The following is a 15460-nucleotide window of genomic DNA, read 5'->3' on the forward strand; positions in this document are numbered from 1 at the left end:
CAGCGCGTGGTGGTCACCGTCACCGGCAACGGCCTCAAGGACCCCGACGCCTCGATGCGCGGCGGCTACGAGTCCACCACCTCCTCGGCCCGCACGGCCGACGTGGCCCAGGCCCTGCGCCTGGCGCCCTGACGCCTCCGGCACCGTCCTGGTCGACGCGCTCGCTCCCCGTACCTGAGCGGCGGCGCGGGCAGCCCGTGCCCGCGCCGACCGCTTCACCCCGCTCCGGTCACGAACGTGAGGATCTCCGGCGCCGCCTCCTCCAGACTGGTGAAGTGGCGGTGCGTCCCGTCCACCGCGACCGGCGTGTTCACTCCCCAGACCGTCATGCCGGCCCGCAGCCCGGACAGCACCCCGGACGGCGCGTCCTCCACCACCAGGCAGTTCTCCGGCAGGACGCCGAACCGCTCGGCCGCGAGCAGATAGGGCACCGGCGACGGCTTGCCCTGCGCCACCGCGGCGGCGTCCACCAGGACCTCCGGCACCGGCAGCCCGGTCCGGGCGAACCGCCCGCGCACCCGGTGCTCGTAGTTCGACGTCACCAGCCCCCAGGAGCCCGGCGGCAGGGCGGACAGCAGCCCCGCCGCCCCCGCGAAGGCGGTATACACCCCGGAGCGGACGTCCTCGTCCTCCAACTCGTGGAGCGCGGCCAGGCACGCGTGCGGATCGCGTTCCGGGGCCACGTGCGCGAAGGTCTCCAGGGGCCGGGTCCTCAGCGCCACCCGGTACACCTCGTCGCCGTCGAGGCCGTGGCGCTCCGCCCAGGTCCGCCACACCCGGCGCTGGTTGTCGAGGGCGTCGATCAACGTACCGTCGACGTCGAACAGAACGCGCCTTCCGGCGCGGGCACCATCGGTATCGGCAGTATGCATAAGAGTGCTGGTCACACGGCGATCCTCGCACCACCCCGACGAGTGAACGGGCGGCCGGGGAAGTATCGCCGCGCGGCCCGTAGACTCGGCGGATGGCGAAGTACTTCGACGTGCACCCCGACAACCCTCAGCGGCGCACCATCAGCAGCGTGACGGAAAGCATCCGCTCCGGCGCGCTCGTGGCGTACCCGACGGACTCCTGCTACGCCCTGGGGTGCCAGCTCGGCAACCGTGACGGCATCGACCGGATCCGGTCGATCCGGCAGCTCGACGACCGTCACCACTTCACCCTGGTGTGCGAGAACTTCGCGCAGCTCGGCCAGTTCGTCCAGATCGACAACGACGTGTTCCGCACCATCAAGTCGACCACGCCCGGCAGTTACACCTTCATCCTCCCCGCGACCAGGGAGGTGCCGCGCCAACTGCTGCACCCCAAGAAGAAGACCGTCGGGGTGCGCATCCCGGACCACACCGTCGCACAGGCCCTGCTCGCCGACCTGGGTGAGCCGCTGCTCTCCAGCACGCTCCTGCTGCCCGACGAGGCCGAGCCGATGACGCAGGGCTGGGAGATCAAGGAGCGCCTCGACCACGTGGTGGACGCCGTGATCGACTCGGGCGACTGCGGCACCGAGCCGACCACCGTCATCGACTTCTCCGGCGGCGAGATCGAGATCGTCCGCCGCGGGGCGGGCGACACCTCGCGCTTCGAGTAGCCCGCGCAGGTCCGGCCGGCCCGGGTCAGTCCAGGTCGAAGTGGTACTGGCCGGCCTTGAAGTCCGCGAAGAGCGTGTACTCCACGTCGCCCGGCACGGCGGCCGGTCCGGCGGCCGCGGTGTCCTTCTCGACGGGCTCCAGGTTGACCAGCGCGTACTCGGTGTACCCGTCGAAGTCGCCCGGCCCGTCCGCGACACCGACGTGGATCGGGGTGTCGTCCGGCAGCCCCTGGAGGGCTTCGCGCAGGCGCGCCGCGGTCCACACCCGGGGGTTGTGCTCAAAGGTGTCAGTCATGGGGCCGAGGCTAGCGGCGCCGGAGGTCCCGGCCGCGTCACCGCGCCGAGGACGGGCGCGAAGCGCACGCTGACACACGCGAGCCGCGCGCCCGCGGTGCCCGCGTGCCCGGGGCCGGTGGCCGTGGCCTCCTGGTGGAAGACCAGCGAGCCCGCCTCGCCCGGCCGGAACCGCCAGGCGACCTGGGTGGCGGACTTCCCGTCGCCCCGGCCGTCGGTGGTCACGTCGAGCCAGACCTCATTACGGGGGTTGGCGTACACGGGGTCGGTGGACGGCTGCTGGGGGTCGAGCCGGTCCTGGTAGTGGGCACCCGAGTCCTCGGGGTGCGCGCCGCACGGCTCACGGTGCACATGTACGCCGTAGGTGTGCTGGGCAAGGGCGCCCTCGATGCTCAGGTCGAAGCGGGTGCCGCCGTCGGGCGCGGACAGCTCGTTGACGGCGACCCGGGCGCCCACCGGCATCCCGGCCGGGTCGTAGGTCACCGCCCGGTACGGGCCGGAGCCCGTGGGCGCCGCGAAACGGGCGACCAACCCCACCGCGAAGCTGTCGGCGGCCGCGGGCTGGGCGACGAAGGAGAGGGAGAGCGCGGTGGCCGCCGAGGCGGCGCCGAGAGCGCGTCCGAGGTGCATGGGGAGGTCCGTTCAGTCGGTGTAGGTGAAGTCGGCGGAGGCGGTGAGCGTGCGGCCCGCCGCCGTGGCGATCTGCACGGTCGCGGCGGTGGGCCACGCGGGCGCGGTGAACGTGAGGGTGGAGTCGTCCACCACCTTCACGGCACTGGCCGGGCGGCCGCTGAAGCCCGTCGCGGTGCGCGAACCGACCAGCACGGCACTCGTGCCGGTGAAGCCCGCGCCCGTGAGCGTCACGGTGAATCCGCCCGCCTTCGGGCCCGAGTTCGGAGACACCTTGGTGATGGTGGCCGGGAGGCGGGTCGGGGTGGCGGTGCTCCTGATGAACTTGGCGGTGACGAAGTGGTCGCTGTTCATCGTGACGGTGAAGTCGGCGGCCCGGGTCGACTGGATGGCGCCGTCCACCGCCCAGTAGTCCAGCTTGTAGCCGCTCTTCGGGACGGCGGTGAGGGTGACCTGGTCGCCCTTGTCGAACAGGCCTGTCGCGGCCGGGGTGACCGAGCCGCCCTCGGGGCTGTCGGGCGCGGCGGCGAGCGCGTACCGCGTGGCCGGGGGCACCGGAGGTGTGGCGGCGGGCGGGGTGCGGTAGTTGGCGAGCACCGGACCGGTGAGGTTCATGACCCGTACGCAGTCGGCGGGCTTGTCCTTGCCGAGCGGCACACCACGGGGCACGTCCTGGTACTTCTGCTTGGGGTTGGAGAACCACAGCTTCGTCTCGCACTTGGCCTCGTCCGCACAGGCCATGGTGTATCCCATGATGTCGGTCCAGGTGCGGTCGGCCGGCAGGAAGCCGTGGTTGTCGGGGTAGTACGGGTTGAGGTTGCCGCGCTGGTAGTCCGCCTCGGCCGGGTCGATCGGGTCGGTGAGGTAGTCGTGGTTGAGGCCGAAGTTGTGCCCGATCTCGTGCGCCAGGTGGTAGGTGCCGAGGGTGTCGGACTGCTGGGCGCCGAAGGCCGCGCCGTCGCTGCTCACCGCCGCTGCCGCGCCGGGGACGATCCGGGGCAGCGAGGGGGTGTTGGCCGTACCGGCGGTGTAGACGGTGCCGGGTTCGGGGGTGAACTGGGTGAGGACGTGCAGCAGGTCCGCGCCCTTGTCGTCGCGGTGTTTGCGGGCGTCGACGGCGAAGGCGCCGGTGTACTTCACACGGTCGGGATCCGACAGGGCCTCGGTGATGCCTTCGGTGTCCCCGTCGTCCCCGGTCCACTCCTTGGTGGTGAACGTGCCCAGGAGGTTCAGCCGGGCGGTGACGGTGCTGTCCGCGTAGGCGGCGTTCGTTCCGGCGACCGCGGCCTTCACCTTCAGGTCCAGTGCCTCCACCCCGCCCTTGGTGTTGCGGACGGTGGCGGGCGTGTACCCGATGAGCAGGTCGATCACCGGGGCGGTGATGGCGGCGCGCGGCTCGGGGCCGGACAGTTGGAGCGCGGTCGGCCGGGTCGCCGGTGGTTTCGGCAACCGGGCGGGCCTCGGGCCCTGAGGGGGTTCGACGCGTACGACGTCGCTGTGCGCGGAGGCGGGCCGGGCGTACGACAGTTCGCGCACGGTGGAGGCGCCCCGCTGGTCGGCGTCGATCACATACCGCTTGCTGCCCAGGTGCACCTCCCCGGCCACCCTCGGCGCGCCCTGCCCGCACGCCCCGTCGACGGCGAAGGTGACGGGCCGGTCGGGGCGGCCCACCAGGTGCCCGGTCCACAGCACCGTCCCCTGGCGGTCCCGTGCGATGTGCGAGGCCACCGCCTCCATCCGCGCGTGGTCGAAGAACGTGAAGGTGCGGCGGTCCGGGGCGGCGCCCTGGCGGGTGCCGCACACCGAACGGAAGGCTCCCTCGGCCCACTCCACCCGGCTCGTCCGCGCCGCCGGGGGCTCGGTCCCCTCGGCGGCGGCCGTCGCGGCGGGCAGGGCCGGGGCCAGGGCGGCGGCTGCGAGTGCACCGTGGAACAGGCGTCGGGGACGAGGCAAGGCGTTCTCCTGGGATGGCGTCGACGGGCAACAGCCCCAGGCTCGCGCCCGGCCGACGCCCTGGCGCGCCGACAGCCGCTGGACGGGTGGCGGCCGCGCCGGGGCGCGCGCCCGATGCGGCCGTCCGGGTGATGGCCGGGCCGTCGGCCCCCGGGGGCGTGACGATCGCCGCTCGTGCTCCCGTACGCTGCCGCACGCCCTCCGGCGCCATGGCTCGAACCGGACCCCCGAGGCGAGAATTGCCCCGCTCGCCATATGGGGGCGGGCGAGACCGGGAGAGGGGTAGTCGATGGCTGTTGTCCTGTCGCTGAGCTGGTCCGGGGTCACCCCCGAGCAGTACGACGCGGTGCGTGACGCCGTGGGCTGGGAGGAGCAGGCGCCCGACGGGGGCTGTCTGCACGTGGCGTGGTTCGACTCCGGCGCGCTGCACGTCACCGATGTCTGGGAGTCCCAGGAGGACTTCGAGCGGTTCTTCGGCGAACGGCTGGCGCCCGCCGTCGAGAAGGCCGGCATCGTCGGCCAGCCGGACACCCAACTGCTGCCGCTGCACCGGCGGTTCGTGTCGCCGGGGGTGAGCGGCGCGGCCTGACCGGCGCTACGCTTTCCGGCGAGCGGCGTGCGACGTGGTGACGTGGTGACGTCCAGGAAGCGACCCGGGGGGCGCCTTGGAGCCGTTGGAGCCTGACGACCCGGCCACCGTGGGGCCGTACCGGCTGGTCGCCCAGCTGGGCAGCGGCGGCATGGGCCGGGTCTACCTCGGGTACTCCCCCAGCGGCCGCAAGGTCGCGATCAAGGTGATCCGGCCGGAGTACGTCCAGGACCCGGCCTTTCGGCAGCGGTTCGCCCGCGAGGTCATCGCCTCCCGCGCCGTGAGCGGCTTCTTCACGGCCGGGGTGGTCGACGCCGACCCCGAGGGGCTCCGGCCGTGGCTGGCGACGGCGTACATCCCGGGCCCCTCCCTCCAGCGGGCGGTGCAGAAGAGCGGCCCGTTCCCCGAGCGGTCGGTGCGGGCGCTCGGGGCGGCGCTGGTGGAGGCGCTCACCGCGATCCACGCCGCGAACCTCATCCACCGGGACCTCAAGCCCGCCAATGTGCTGCTCGCCCAGGACGGGCCGCGCGTGATCGACTTCGGGATCTCCCGGCTCTCCGAGCACAGCGGGCTCACCCTGACCGGCACGACCATCGGCTCTCCTGGCTATATGTCGCCCGAGCAGATCCAGGGGCTGCGGATCGAACCGTCGTCCGATGTGTTCTCGCTCGGCTCGGTGCTGGCCTACGCGGCGACGGGGACCAGCCCGTTCGGGGAGGCGTCGGTGCCGGCGCTGCTGTACCGGGTGGTGAACGAGCAGCCCGATCTCCAGGCGGTGCCCACGGGGCTGCGCGATCTGATCGGCTGGTGTCTGGCGAAGAAGGCCGCCGACCGCCCGGAGCTGCCCGCGCTGATGCACGCCCTGACCGGCGGGCGGTCGCCGGTGGAGCTGCTCGCCCCGGGCTGGCTGCCGGAGCCCTGGCAGGGCGAGGAGGAGGAGGGTGGTCCGGGCTCGTCGGGGGAGGGGGCCTCGCGGCCGGGCGCGTTCACCCGTACGGCCGTATCCCCGGCGGTCCGTGCGAGCAGCACCGCGCCCGCCACGATCAGGGCCGCGCCCGGGACCGTACAGGAGGCGAGATAGGGGATCTGACGGGCGGTGAAGCGCTCGCCGGAGACGCCGTACCAGCCCGCGACACAGAGGACCGCGCCGCAGACGGCGGCAGCCAGACCCGCCCACAGCAGCCGGGAAGTCCGCATCAGGTGCCCATGTCCGGTGTCCGCCCGTCTGGTGGTGGAAGGCGATTCCTTGCACTATGCCCTGAAGCGGCAGACCCTGGAAGCATCCAGTCTTGGTGGTGAGCCAGATGAGTTCCGGCACACGTGTTCGGCCCGCGGCCTGGGCGGCCGCAGCGGTGCTCGTGCTGTTCCCGGCCGCCACGGCGTGCTCGGACAGCGACGGCGGCCCGGAGAAGTCCCCCTCGCCCACCGCGACCGCGCCGGCCAACTCCCCGGCGGCCGACCAGCCGGCCGATCCGGCCGCGGCCAGGGCGCGGATCGAGAAGAGCTGGACGACGTTCTTCGACCCCAAGGCGTCCACCGACGCCAAGGTGAAGGTGCTGGAGAACGGCGAGGCGCTGCGGCCGCTGCTCGCCGCGTTCGGCGGCGACAAGAACGCCGCGCAGTCCTCCGCCAAGGTCACCGACGTCACCTTCAACTCGCCCACCCAGGCCGCCGTCACCTATGACCTGCTGGTCGGCGGCAACCCGGCGCTGCCCGGCGCCAAGGGCACCGCGGTGCTCCAGGACCAGACGTGGAAGGTCTCGGTGAAGACCCTCTGCGCCCTCGTCCGGCTGAGCGGCGATGCGGCCGCGCCGGGCTGCTGAAGGCCTGCTGCTGACGGCGCTGCTCCTGCTGGGCGCCGGCTGCGGCAGCCGGCTGCCCGAGCGGGACTTCGAGGGCGGGCCGACCGCTGAGGCGGCCGAGCCGGTCCGGGTCGGCGTCATCACCAGCGAGACCAGCCCGGTCGGCGGCGCCGCGTTCACCGGGCCGCGCGACGGCGCCCGCGCCTACTTCGACGCGCTCAACGCCCGCGGCGGACTCGACGGGCGCAAGGTGGAGGTGCTCACCTGCGACGACGGGGGCAGCGGGGTGGGCAACACCGAGTGCGTCCACCGCCTGGTGGCGGAGAAGAAGGTGTTCGCGCTGGTCGCGACCACCGCGCTCGACTACGCGGGCGCCCCCGAGGTCTCCGCCGCGGGCGTCCCCGACATCGGCGGCCAGCCCATCGGCGCGGCCTACGACACCTATCCGCACCTGTACGGGATCTACGGCAGCGCCGCCCCGCGCCGGGGCACCCCCGGCTGGGACGGCAGCCTCTACGGAGGCACCGAGGTCTACCGCTACTTCAAGCGCGAACAGGGCGCCCGCACGGCCGCCGTCGTCTCCTACAACCAGGCCGCGTCCGCCGCGTACGCCCGCCTGGTGACCGCAGGCCTCAAGGCCGAGGGGTACGACGTGGTCGGCGAGCAGGTCGACTTCGTGCTGCCGAACTTCCGCGCGGTCGCCGCCGATCTGAAGGCCCGGGGCGCCGACCTCGTCTTCGACGCGCTGGACACCCACGGCAATGTGCAGCTGTGCGAGGCGATGGACGCGCTCGGGGCGAAGGTCACCGCCAAGGTCACCAATGTGCAGAACTGGAACTCGGCGGTGCCCGAGGACTACCGGGACGCCCCGCGCTGCCGCAACGCCCTGTGGGTGACCGGCTCTTCGCGCAACTACGAGGAGAAGGACCGGCCGGAGGTACGGGCGTTCCGGGCGGCGATGAAGGGCGAGCCGCTCTCGCAGTGGCAGCTGGAGGGGTGGGCGGCGGCGATGTGGTTCACCGACGCCGCCCGCTCCTGCCCGGCGGCGAAGCTCACGCGCGCGTGCGTGGAGGGCTTCGTGAACCGGACCGAGCCGTACACCGCGCACGGGCTGCTGCTCCCGGTCTCGTACGAGCAGTCGGCCCGGCCGCCGAAGGAGCGCCGCACCTGTCTGTCGGTGGCGCGCTGGCAGGACGGCAGGGGGTGGGTGACCCAGGGCGACATGAACGCCACCTGCTTCACCGTGCCCCAGCTCGCCTACCGGCCCTGAGCGTCCTGCGCCTGCTCCGTCTCCTTGGGCCGGTCCGGCACCAGGTCGTCGCGGAACGGCGCGAACTCGGGGTGGTGCAGGTCGAAGGCGGGCGACTCGGTGCGGATGCGGGGGATGGTCACGAAGTTGTGGCGCGGCGGCGGGCAGGAGGTCGCCCATTCGAGGGAGCGCCCGAACCCCCAGGGGTCGTCGACGTCCACCTTCGTCCCGTACTTCGCCGTCTTCCAGACGTTGTAGAGGAACGGGAGCGTCGACATGCCGAGGAGGAAGGCGCCGATGGAGGACACCGTGTTGAGCGCGGTGAAGCCGTCGGCGGCCAGATAGTCGGCGTAGCGGCGGGGCATGCCCTCGGCGCCCAGCCAGTGCTGGACCAGGAAGGTGGTGTGGAAGCCGACGAAGAGCGTCCAGAAGTGGATCTTCCCCAGCCGTTCGTCGAGCATCTTTCCGGTGAACTTGGGCCACCAGAAGTAGAAGCCGCCGAACGTGGCGAAGACGACCGTGCCGAAGACGACGTAGTGGAAGTGGGCCACCACGAAGTACGAGTCGGTGACGTGGAAGTCGAGCGGCGGCGAGGCCAGGATGACCCCGGTGAGTCCGCCGAACAGAAAGCTGATGAGGAAGCCCACGGCCCAGAGCATCGGTGTCTCGAAGCTGAGCGAGCCGCGCAGCATCGTGCCCGTCCAGTTGAAGAACTTCACCCCGGTCGGCACCGCGATCAGGAACGACATGAAGGAGAAGAACGGCAGCAGCACCGCGCCGGTGGCGAACATGTGGTGCGCCCACACCACGATCGACAGTCCGGTGATGCACATGGTGGCGCCGACCAGCGTGGTGTAGCCGAAGATCGGCTTGCGTGCGAAGACCGGGATGATCTCGGTGATGATCCCGAAGAACGGCAGCGCGATGATGTAGACCTCGGGATGGCCGAAGAACCAGAAGAGGTGCTGCCACAGCAGCGCGCCTCCCCACTGTGGTTCGAAGACCACCGATCCGAACCTGCGGTCCGCCTCCAGGACCAGCAGCGCCGCCGCGAGCACCGGGAAGGCGAGCAGCACCAGGATCGAGGTGAACAGGACGTTCCAGGTGAAGATGGGCATCCGGAACATCGTCATCCCCGGCGCGCGCATCCCGATGATGGTGGTCAGGAAGTTCACCGCGCCCAGGATCGTCCCGAACCCGGAGAGCGCGAGCCCCATGATCCACAGGTCGGCGCCGATGCCGGGGGAGCGGGTCGCGGAGTTGAGCGGCGCGTAGGCGAACCAGCCGAAGGCGGCGGGGCCCCCGGGCACCAGGAACGAGCCGAGGACGATGAGCCCGCCGAACAGGAACAGCCAGTACGCCAGCATGTTGAGCCGGGGGAACGCCACGTCGGGGGCGCCGATCTGGAGCGGCATGATCTCGTTGGCGAAGCCCGCGAAGGTGGGGGTGGCGAAGAGCAGCAGCATGATCGTGCCGTGCATGGTGAACATCTGGTTGAAGTCGTTGTTCGACATGATCTGCAGGCCCGGGCGGGCCAGCTCGGCCCGCATGAACATGGCCATCAGCCCGGCGATCAGGAAGAAGCCGAACGACGTGACCAGGTAGAGGTGCCCGATCTTCTTGTGGTCCGTGGTGGTCAGCCAGTCCACGATCACCCGGCCCGACGGCCGGGCCTCGTGTGGTCCCGCCTCCGCGGTCGCCGTCTCCGTACCCATCGCCGCCCCCACTCAGGTGTCAGGCATCAGGCCGGTAGCCATGATGCTCGCGCTGGTACCCGGTCCGACAGGGTGCGTACCTGACCGGGATAGGCGCATACGAGCCAACGCGCCGGACGCAGCCGACGGCGAAGGGGATCCCCGTTCGGTGCGGATCGTGTAAGGATGCCGTGAATTCCCTATGGCTCGTCAATTTCCCACGCGGAGGGCGGGGACGGAAATTAGTGCGGGTGTTTCCGGAGTGCTCCCGAGGGAATTCCGTAATGGGTCCGAACGGCCCGTCGGGGGCTGTGTGATTTCCGGGCGGCCCGACCGGAACTCCCCGTACGAGTGACCAAGTTCGAGGTAAACCCCACCCATGATCCTGTGACACAAGTGTGACCGGCGGGGGACGTGATGCGGACAGCGGCAGGGCAGGGGCCCCGGCTTCCGCCCCCGTCCCTGGCCGCCTACGGTGGCTGGTATGGCACCCATACCGACCCCCTCCGTACAGCCCGACGACTCCCCCGAGGCCTATGTGGGCCTGGCCGGCGAGGCCGCCGAGCGGCTGGCCCGCGCGCATGGCTGGACCACCGTCAGATCGCTCGCCCCCGGCTCGATCATCACCATGGAGTACCTGGAAGGGCGGCTGAACTTCGAGGTGGCCGACGGCACGGTCATCCGCTGCTGGCGCGGCTGACTCGCGCTTCCTTACGGATGACGAAGGCCCCGGTGCTCCGAGCGGAGCGCCGGGGCCTTCGCCCTGCGGGGGTGGTGGTGCGTACTGTTCCCCGCTGTTCGAGCCCTCCCCACCCAGAACCCCCAGTGTGCGGGCCGCCTCCTTGCGGGAACCAATGGGTGATGTCGGGGAGTTGAGAAGGGGAGTGAGCAGCGCGACCACGTCACCGTCCGGCTCCTCGGCCAGGAGGCGGCGCAGGGAGGCGACGGCCGCGCGGCCGCGCACGCCGCCCGTTCCGGCGTGCCGCAGCAACGTGGCCAGGAGCTCCGGTGTGGCCGGGCCGGTCTCGCCGAGGGCGGTGAGGGCGGCGGCCGCGACCGGTTGAGGTGCGTGTTCGGCTAGGGGGTGGAGGTGGGCGGGCGAGCGGAGGTGGGCCGCCGCGTCGGCGCGGACGCGCATCGGCGCCCGTGCGTCGGTGGCGGCCGCCGCCAGCGCCTCGTACCACTCCTCGCGCTCCTTCGGCCGCCAGCGTCCGGTGGCTCCGGCTCTCGGCCGGAGCACCCATGCCCCGGCCCGGGGTCGAACCCTGCCGCGCAGCCCCCGCCCCTCATCCGCACCCTCGCCCGCAGCCGCGAGGACGGGTGCGAGCAGATCGGTACGGCGTTCGGTAGTCGTCGTCAGCACCTCGGGGACGGCGGCGAACGACGGGTCCGCCGCGATCAGTTGGGCACAGCGTTCCTCCCTGGCCTCGGCCGGAGTGACCCACACGGCGGCGGCGCGGGCGGCGGCCCGGGGGTCGTCGTCAGTGAGCGCGGTCCGGCGCATCAGGGCGTCGGCGTCGGGCAGTTCGGTGAGATGCGACGCGAGCAGCTCGGCCAGAGCGATCCGCAGAGCGGGGTCTTCGAGCGCCCGACCGGCCGAGTCCAACCGCTCACCCCAGCCGGACAGATCAGACGATCCGGATCGATCAGACCGACCAGACCGATCAGCCCGACCAAACCGATCAGCCCGATCAGCCGTGCCGGACGACACCCACCCCGCCGCCCAAATGCACCGCGCCGTCGCCAGATCGACCCGCAGTGGACGGTACGGGCCACGGTGACGTGGATCGGTCACGACCTGGCAGAGGAGCTGGGCGGCGGTCGCCGCGCGCCCCCGATTCCCGCGCGCGCCGGCGCTCTCCGCCGTGCGGCGCAGCAGCAGCGCGGCCGCGGCGAGCGTCTCCGCCGTGGAGTCCCGGGACTGGACGGTCGTGAGTGTGGCGTCCCGGAGGACCTGTTCGGGTAGGGCGGCCAGCAGTGGTACCGCGGTTCCCGCCAGTTGCTGCAGTGCGTAGCGCCGCACCTCTTCCTGGTCGTGCCAGGCGCGTTCGCAGCTCAGCGCGATACGGGCGAACTCGTCGGGGTCTCCCTCAAGTTCGGCGCAGGCCAGCAACGCGGGCCAGGCGAACATCCGGTGGTGGATCCGGTGCTGGGAGGCCTGTTCTCGCAGGATCGGTTCGGCGTCGGTGAGAGGCAGACCGACGGCCACGGCGATGAGATGTACCGGGCGTCGTTTCCAGCGCTCCAGCCGTGCGTCGCTGAACTCGGCACGGTCGGCGGGTTCGAGCGCGCGAGGGCGGCGAGGGGGACTCGGCGTCCCTTGTCGCCGCCTGCCCGTTCGACGACGAGCCGCCGCCGTTCTGCCGGAGGCAGCAGTGCGAGCAGGGGGTCGGCCGCCACCTTCTGTCGTCCCGGCGCCCGCAGATGGCCGTCCACGGCGCGGCAACGGGTGGCCAGTTCGACGAGCTCGGGCTCGGGCAGGGCACGGAGCGCGGCGACGGTCGCCGGGCCCAAGGGGCCTGCCGGTACGGTCAGTTCGAAGGGTTCGGCCTCCTCCCCTCTCAGGAAGGGCGGGATGGGGCGGAGGTCTCGCAGGACGTCGAGGAGTTCGGCGGGGCGTCGCAGGAGAGCGACGGCCGCGCGTTCCCCGATGATCCGGGGCGCGTCGCGCAGCAGCGACAGGCCCGCCGCCGGGTCGCGTTCCGCGACGACGGTGGCGAGGAACCTCCTGCCCTGCGCATAGCGATGCGCGTAGGGGCCGTCGGCCCGTTCGCCGTACTCCCTTGTCAGCAGGGCCGCGACGGCGGCGGGCGCGGTGCGGGCGAGGGCGGACAGCACCCCTGGCGGGACTTCGGTCCGAGGCAGCCAGTGGTCGACCGTCCCGGGTGAGCAGGCGATGAGCAGCCGGGCCGCATCCTGGGCGCCATGGTGTTCGTACACCTCGGGGAGGAGCCGGTCGGCGAGGCTGTGGCGGCGACTGAGCCGCAGTACGCGGTACGCGGAGTGGCGCACCGCACGGATGTCGCTCAACACGAGGGCGGCGAGGGGTTCTTCCGGTACCGGCAGCCGGATGGCCGCGGCGAGCGCCCGGCGGCGCAGCGCGGGGTCTTCGAGCGCTGCGGCCACCGCGCCGAGGTCGCGTCGGGCGACGGCGAGGAAGAGTCCGGTGTGCCGTTCGTCCTGGTCACCGGCGTCGAGTGCGCGGTGCAGGGTGGCGTATGCGTCCGGGGCGAGCGTGCGCGCGTATCGCGCGAGGGCGGGCATCCGGGCCGGGAACGGCAGGGAGTCGAAGTGGGTGCTGATCCACTCGGGGGTCAGCGGCTGGGGCGGAGTGGAATGGGCCATCAGCGATCACCGTGGGATCGTGAGGCCTCCTTTCGGATCATCATGCGTACGATCCTGGCAGCCTTTCGCTCCCTGGGCAATGCGGTTTCGGGCGGCGGGCCGAGAGCCCGGGTGCGGCGGCGACGCCACCGTTCCGGGCTTCCGCGAGCACGGCGTCGCTACGGACGCGGATCAAGCCGATCAAGCGGAACTACCGGAACTACCGGAATTAGCGGATCAACAAGACTCAGGTACGGGAGGAACGCACATGGCGGACGGTGGAGCCGACAGGCGCGGCGCGGATGTGGTGTGCCGGGCGGTGGGGCGTGTGGTCGGCGGGCGGGCCGAGGTGGCCGACGACCACTGGGGCGGTGAGTCGGCGGTGATCCGGCTCGACGCCGAACAGTTCGGCCCCGAGGCGCTGTTCGGTCTGACGGACTTCTCTCATCTGGAGGTCGTGTACCACTTCGACCGGGTGGCGCCCGAGAAGATCGAGTCGGGCGCACGCCGTCCGCGCGGAAACCCCGACTGGCCGCTGGTCGGGATCTTCGCCCAGCGCGGCAAGAACCGCCCGAACCGGCTCGGTGTCTCGCGCTGCCGTGTGGTGAGGGTGGACGGGCTGGATGTGCACGTCACCGGCCTGGACGCGGTGGACGGCACTCCGGTGCTGGACATCAAGCCGTACATGGCGGAGTTCGGCCCACGGGGCGAGACGGTTCAGCCGGAGTGGTCCACGGAGCTGATGCGGGACTACTACGCGGGCGAGCCGGGGCCCGGGCGCGGCCTCGACGGCTGAGGGGCGGCCGGGCCGGGGGCCGCGGTCAGCGCAGTTCCTTGCGGGTGATGTGGCGCAGCCGGCGGCGCTGGCTGCGGTCCAGCATCAGATAGGCGACGACGGGCAGCCCTATCAGCACCAGCAGCGCCGGCAGGAATCCGATCAGCGGGATCAGGATGAGTCCCACCACCACTCCACCGGCGGCGATCATCGCGCGCTTCGACATGTCCGTCGCCTCCTTCGCGGCCGCTGCTGCCGCCGCTCTCTGTCCAGGGAACGCGTGGCCGCGCCCTCCGGTTCCCGGCCCGGTGTCCGATTCCGCGCGGCACCCGACCGTCTGCTTCCACTATGCGGCAACCGAGCGGCTCCTATGCGGCGGCGCCCCGCCGCAGCGGCGCTCCGACCGCGTGCATGTGCCCCAGAGCCTGCCGGTAGGAGTCGATCAGGGAGGTCTCGGCGTACGGGATGCCGACGGTCCGGCAGTGGGCGCGGACCAGCGGCTGGACGAGCCGCAGATGGGGCCGGGGCAGGTTCGGGAAGAGATGGTGCTCGATCTGGTAGTTCAGTCCGCCCAGGAACCAGTCGGTGAGCGGTCCGCCGCGTACGTTGCGCGAGGTCAGGACCTGGCGGCGCAGATGGCCCCAGTCGTCGTCGGCGTCGGGCATCTCCATGCCCTTGTGGTTGGGGGCGAAGGTCATGCCCAGGTGGAGCCCGAAGAGGGCGTGGTGCAGCAGCGCGAAGACCAGTGCCCTGCCCGGCGAGAGCACGCTCAGCAGGAGCCCCGTGTAGGCGGCGAGGTGCACCAGGAGAAGCGTGCCCTCCACGGCCCGTTCCCGCCGGGGCTGCCTGCGCAGGTCCTGGAATCCGTACACCTTCAGGGCGATGCCTTCGAGGAGCAGCATCGGGAAGAACAGCCGGGCCTGGTTGCGGGTGAGCCAGCGCGCGAAGCCCTCGCGCCGCTCGGCCTGCTTCTCGGTCCACACGAGCGCGCCGACGCCGACGTCCGGGTCCTTGTCGACGTGGTTGGGGTTGGCGTGGTGGCGGTTGTGCTTGTCGTTCCACCAGGCGTAGCTCATGCCGAGCAGCAGATTGCTGTGGAGCAGGCCGATGGTCCGGCCCGCGCGGCGGCCGCGGGTTATCTGGGCATGGCCCGCGTCGTGGCCGAAGAACGCGGTCCGGGCCCAGAACACCCCGAGCGGCACGGCGTACAGGAGGGTCCACCAGGTGTCGCCGGTGAGGACCATCGCGGTCAGGGTCGCGGTGAGCGCGAGCAGGTTGACGGCGATGCCCCTCGCGTACCAGCCGGTGCGCCGCTCCAGCAGGCCCTGCCCCTTCACCGCCTTGAGGAGGGGCGCGAATTCGCTGCCCCGTCCGGTGGGGCGCGGTGGCGCGAGCACGCTGGTGGTCTCGGCGTTCGCAATGGCCTGGGACATGGTCGGTCTCCGGTCGCTGGTTCCCCGCAGTCACCTGCGCTGACCTCATAGAACGTAGGAATTCGGGGGCCTTCGCCACCATGGCGCCACCACCCGGACCGGGCGGGGGCCTGTCCCGGGGCCATGGTGGTG

At 71.9% G+C, this 15460-nt stretch carries 16 protein-coding genes and 1 pseudogene; 8 read left to right on the forward strand and 9 right to left on the reverse strand.

The annotated features are described in order from the left end of the window. Positions 1 to 9 precede the first annotated feature (9 nt). The gene (locus A8W25_RS35655) at positions 10 to 132 is read left to right on the forward strand and encodes a hypothetical protein (RefSeq protein ID WP_420708389.1); all 123 of its coding nucleotides are present in this window, start codon (positions 10 to 12) and stop codon (positions 130 to 132) included. Positions 133 to 215: 83 nt separating this feature from the next. On the opposite strand, the gene A8W25_RS00180 is transcribed toward A8W25_RS35655, so the two are convergent. After that, the gene (locus tag A8W25_RS00180) at positions 216 to 872 is read right to left on the reverse strand and encodes an HAD-IA family hydrolase (RefSeq protein WP_067153794.1); all 657 of its coding nucleotides are present in this window, start codon (positions 870 to 872) and stop codon (positions 216 to 218) included. A 92-nt stretch (positions 873 to 964) separates the two neighbouring features. Here A8W25_RS00180 and A8W25_RS00185 point away from each other — a divergent pair, with 92 nt between their 5' ends. After that, on the forward strand, positions 965 to 1585 hold the full coding sequence (locus tag A8W25_RS00185; protein WP_067153797.1) for an L-threonylcarbamoyladenylate synthase: 621 nt from the start codon (positions 965 to 967) through the stop codon (positions 1583 to 1585). Positions 1586 to 1610: 25 nt separating this feature from the next. Here the strand turns inward: A8W25_RS00185 and A8W25_RS00190 are convergent, their stop codons facing one another. From A8W25_RS00190 to A8W25_RS00200, 3 genes are read right to left on the reverse strand one after another with little or no spacing between them, the layout of a single operon-like run. After that, positions 1611 to 1880, reverse strand: a complete 270-nt coding sequence (locus A8W25_RS00190) for a DUF6225 family protein (RefSeq protein ID WP_067153800.1) — start codon at positions 1878 to 1880, stop codon at positions 1611 to 1613. Further along, positions 1877 to 2509 carry a hypothetical protein gene (locus A8W25_RS00195; RefSeq protein WP_067153802.1) on the reverse strand — a complete coding sequence of 211 codons (633 nt, stop codon included), beginning with the start codon at positions 2507 to 2509 and terminating at the stop codon, positions 1877 to 1879. Before A8W25_RS00195 ends, A8W25_RS00190 begins: the two co-directional genes overlap by 4 nt. A gap of 12 nt (positions 2510 to 2521) precedes the next feature. Continuing rightward, entirely contained in the window at positions 2522 to 4462 is a 1941-nt protein-coding gene (locus A8W25_RS00200) for an InlB B-repeat-containing protein (RefSeq protein ID WP_067153804.1), read from the reverse strand. Positions 4463 to 4751: 289 nt separating this feature from the next. On the opposite strand from A8W25_RS00200, the gene A8W25_RS00205 reads away from it, so the two are divergent. Together A8W25_RS00205 and A8W25_RS00210 are read left to right on the forward strand one after the other, a co-directional pair. Further along, positions 4752 to 5051, forward strand: coding sequence for a hypothetical protein (locus tag A8W25_RS00205; RefSeq protein WP_067153806.1), 300 nt, complete (start codon positions 4752 to 4754; stop codon positions 5049 to 5051). 85 nt (positions 5052 to 5136) lie between these two features. Further along, a complete protein-coding gene (locus tag A8W25_RS00210) occupies positions 5137 to 6132 on the forward strand; it encodes a serine/threonine-protein kinase (RefSeq protein ID WP_067153813.1) in 996 nt (331 codons plus the stop codon). On the opposite strand, the pseudogene A8W25_RS34600 reads toward A8W25_RS00210, so the two are convergent. Then, positions 6065 to 6248 (reverse strand): annotated as a pseudogene (locus tag A8W25_RS34600) (hypothetical protein); the annotation flags it as partial. The gene A8W25_RS00210 and the pseudogene A8W25_RS34600 overlap by 68 nt on opposite strands. A 107-nt stretch (positions 6249 to 6355) precedes the next feature. Between A8W25_RS34600 and A8W25_RS00215 the strand changes: the two are divergent. Together A8W25_RS00215 and A8W25_RS00220 are read left to right on the forward strand one after the other, a co-directional pair. Beyond that, positions 6356 to 6874: a hypothetical protein gene (locus tag A8W25_RS00215; RefSeq protein WP_067156469.1), complete on the forward strand. Its 519-nt coding sequence runs from the start codon at positions 6356 to 6358 to the stop codon at positions 6872 to 6874. Beyond that, a complete protein-coding gene (locus tag A8W25_RS00220; RefSeq protein ID WP_067153815.1) occupies positions 6852 to 8123 on the forward strand; it encodes an ABC transporter substrate-binding protein in 1272 nt (423 codons plus the stop codon). Before A8W25_RS00215 ends, A8W25_RS00220 begins: the two co-directional genes overlap by 23 nt. On the opposite strand, the gene ctaD is transcribed toward A8W25_RS00220, so the two are convergent. Next, on the reverse strand, positions 8111 to 9817 hold the full coding sequence (ctaD, locus tag A8W25_RS00225) for a cytochrome c oxidase subunit I (protein ID WP_067153818.1): 1707 nt from the start codon (positions 9815 to 9817) through the stop codon (positions 8111 to 8113). The two genes, A8W25_RS00220 and ctaD, sit on opposite strands and share 13 nt — an antisense overlap. A gap of 463 nt (positions 9818 to 10280) precedes the next feature. Here ctaD and A8W25_RS00230 point away from each other — a divergent pair, with 463 nt between their 5' ends. Next, the gene (locus A8W25_RS00230; protein ID WP_067153821.1) at positions 10281 to 10496 is read left to right on the forward strand and encodes an I78 family peptidase inhibitor; all 216 of its coding nucleotides are present in this window, start codon (positions 10281 to 10283) and stop codon (positions 10494 to 10496) included. A gap of 1355 nt (positions 10497 to 11851) precedes the next feature. On the opposite strand, the gene A8W25_RS00235 is transcribed toward A8W25_RS00230, so the two are convergent. Next, the gene (locus tag A8W25_RS00235; RefSeq protein ID WP_067153827.1) at positions 11852 to 13141 is read right to left on the reverse strand and encodes a hypothetical protein; all 1290 of its coding nucleotides are present in this window, start codon (positions 13139 to 13141) and stop codon (positions 11852 to 11854) included. A gap of 247 nt (positions 13142 to 13388) precedes the next feature. On the opposite strand from A8W25_RS00235, the gene A8W25_RS00240 reads away from it, so the two are divergent. Next, complete coding sequence (locus A8W25_RS00240; protein ID WP_067153830.1) at positions 13389 to 13916, forward strand: SAM-dependent methyltransferase; 528 nt, start codon at positions 13389 to 13391, stop codon at positions 13914 to 13916. A 25-nt stretch (positions 13917 to 13941) separates the two neighbouring features. Here A8W25_RS00240 and A8W25_RS00245 read toward each other — a convergent pair whose 3' ends face one another. Then, a complete protein-coding gene (locus A8W25_RS00245) occupies positions 13942 to 14121 on the reverse strand; it encodes a hypothetical protein (protein ID WP_067153833.1) in 180 nt (59 codons plus the stop codon). 142 nt (positions 14122 to 14263) lie between these two features. Next, a complete protein-coding gene (locus A8W25_RS00250) occupies positions 14264 to 15328 on the reverse strand; it encodes a fatty acid desaturase family protein (RefSeq protein ID WP_067153836.1) in 1065 nt (354 codons plus the stop codon). Positions 15329 to 15460: the final 132 nt, after the last annotated feature.

The organism is Streptomyces sp. ERV7, from assembly GCF_001653515.1.
Lineage (GTDB): Bacteria > Actinomycetota > Actinomycetes > Streptomycetales > Streptomycetaceae > Streptomyces.

Coding starts and splice junctions, on each gene's coding strand:
- A8W25_RS00180 (WP_067153794.1), bottom strand. CDS start 872: ATGCATACTGCCGATACCGATGGTGCCCGCGCCGGAAGGCGCGTTCTG.
- A8W25_RS00185 (WP_067153797.1), top strand. CDS start 965: ATGGCGAAGTACTTCGACGTGCACCCCGACAACCCTCAGCGGCGCACC.
- A8W25_RS00190 (WP_067153800.1), bottom strand. CDS start 1,880: ATGACTGACACCTTTGAGCACAACCCCCGGGTGTGGACCGCGGCGCGC.
- A8W25_RS00195 (WP_067153802.1), bottom strand. CDS start 2,509: ATGCACCTCGGACGCGCTCTCGGCGCCGCCTCGGCGGCCACCGCGCTC.
- A8W25_RS00205 (WP_067153806.1), top strand. CDS start 4,752: ATGGCTGTTGTCCTGTCGCTGAGCTGGTCCGGGGTCACCCCCGAGCAG.
- A8W25_RS00215 (WP_067156469.1), top strand. CDS start 6,356: ATGAGTTCCGGCACACGTGTTCGGCCCGCGGCCTGGGCGGCCGCAGCG.
- A8W25_RS00220 (WP_067153815.1), top strand. CDS start 6,852: ATGCGGCCGCGCCGGGCTGCTGAAGGCCTGCTGCTGACGGCGCTGCTC.
- ctaD (WP_067153818.1), bottom strand. CDS start 9,817: ATGGGTACGGAGACGGCGACCGCGGAGGCGGGACCACACGAGGCCCGG.
- A8W25_RS00230 (WP_067153821.1), top strand. CDS start 10,281: ATGGCACCCATACCGACCCCCTCCGTACAGCCCGACGACTCCCCCGAG.
- A8W25_RS00235 (WP_067153827.1), bottom strand. CDS start 13,141: ATGGCCCATTCCACTCCGCCCCAGCCGCTGACCCCCGAGTGGATCAGC.
- A8W25_RS00240 (WP_067153830.1), top strand. CDS start 13,389: ATGGCGGACGGTGGAGCCGACAGGCGCGGCGCGGATGTGGTGTGCCGG.
- A8W25_RS00245 (WP_067153833.1), bottom strand. CDS start 14,121: ATGTCGAAGCGCGCGATGATCGCCGCCGGTGGAGTGGTGGTGGGACTC.
- A8W25_RS00250 (WP_067153836.1), bottom strand. CDS start 15,328: ATGTCCCAGGCCATTGCGAACGCCGAGACCACCAGCGTGCTCGCGCCA.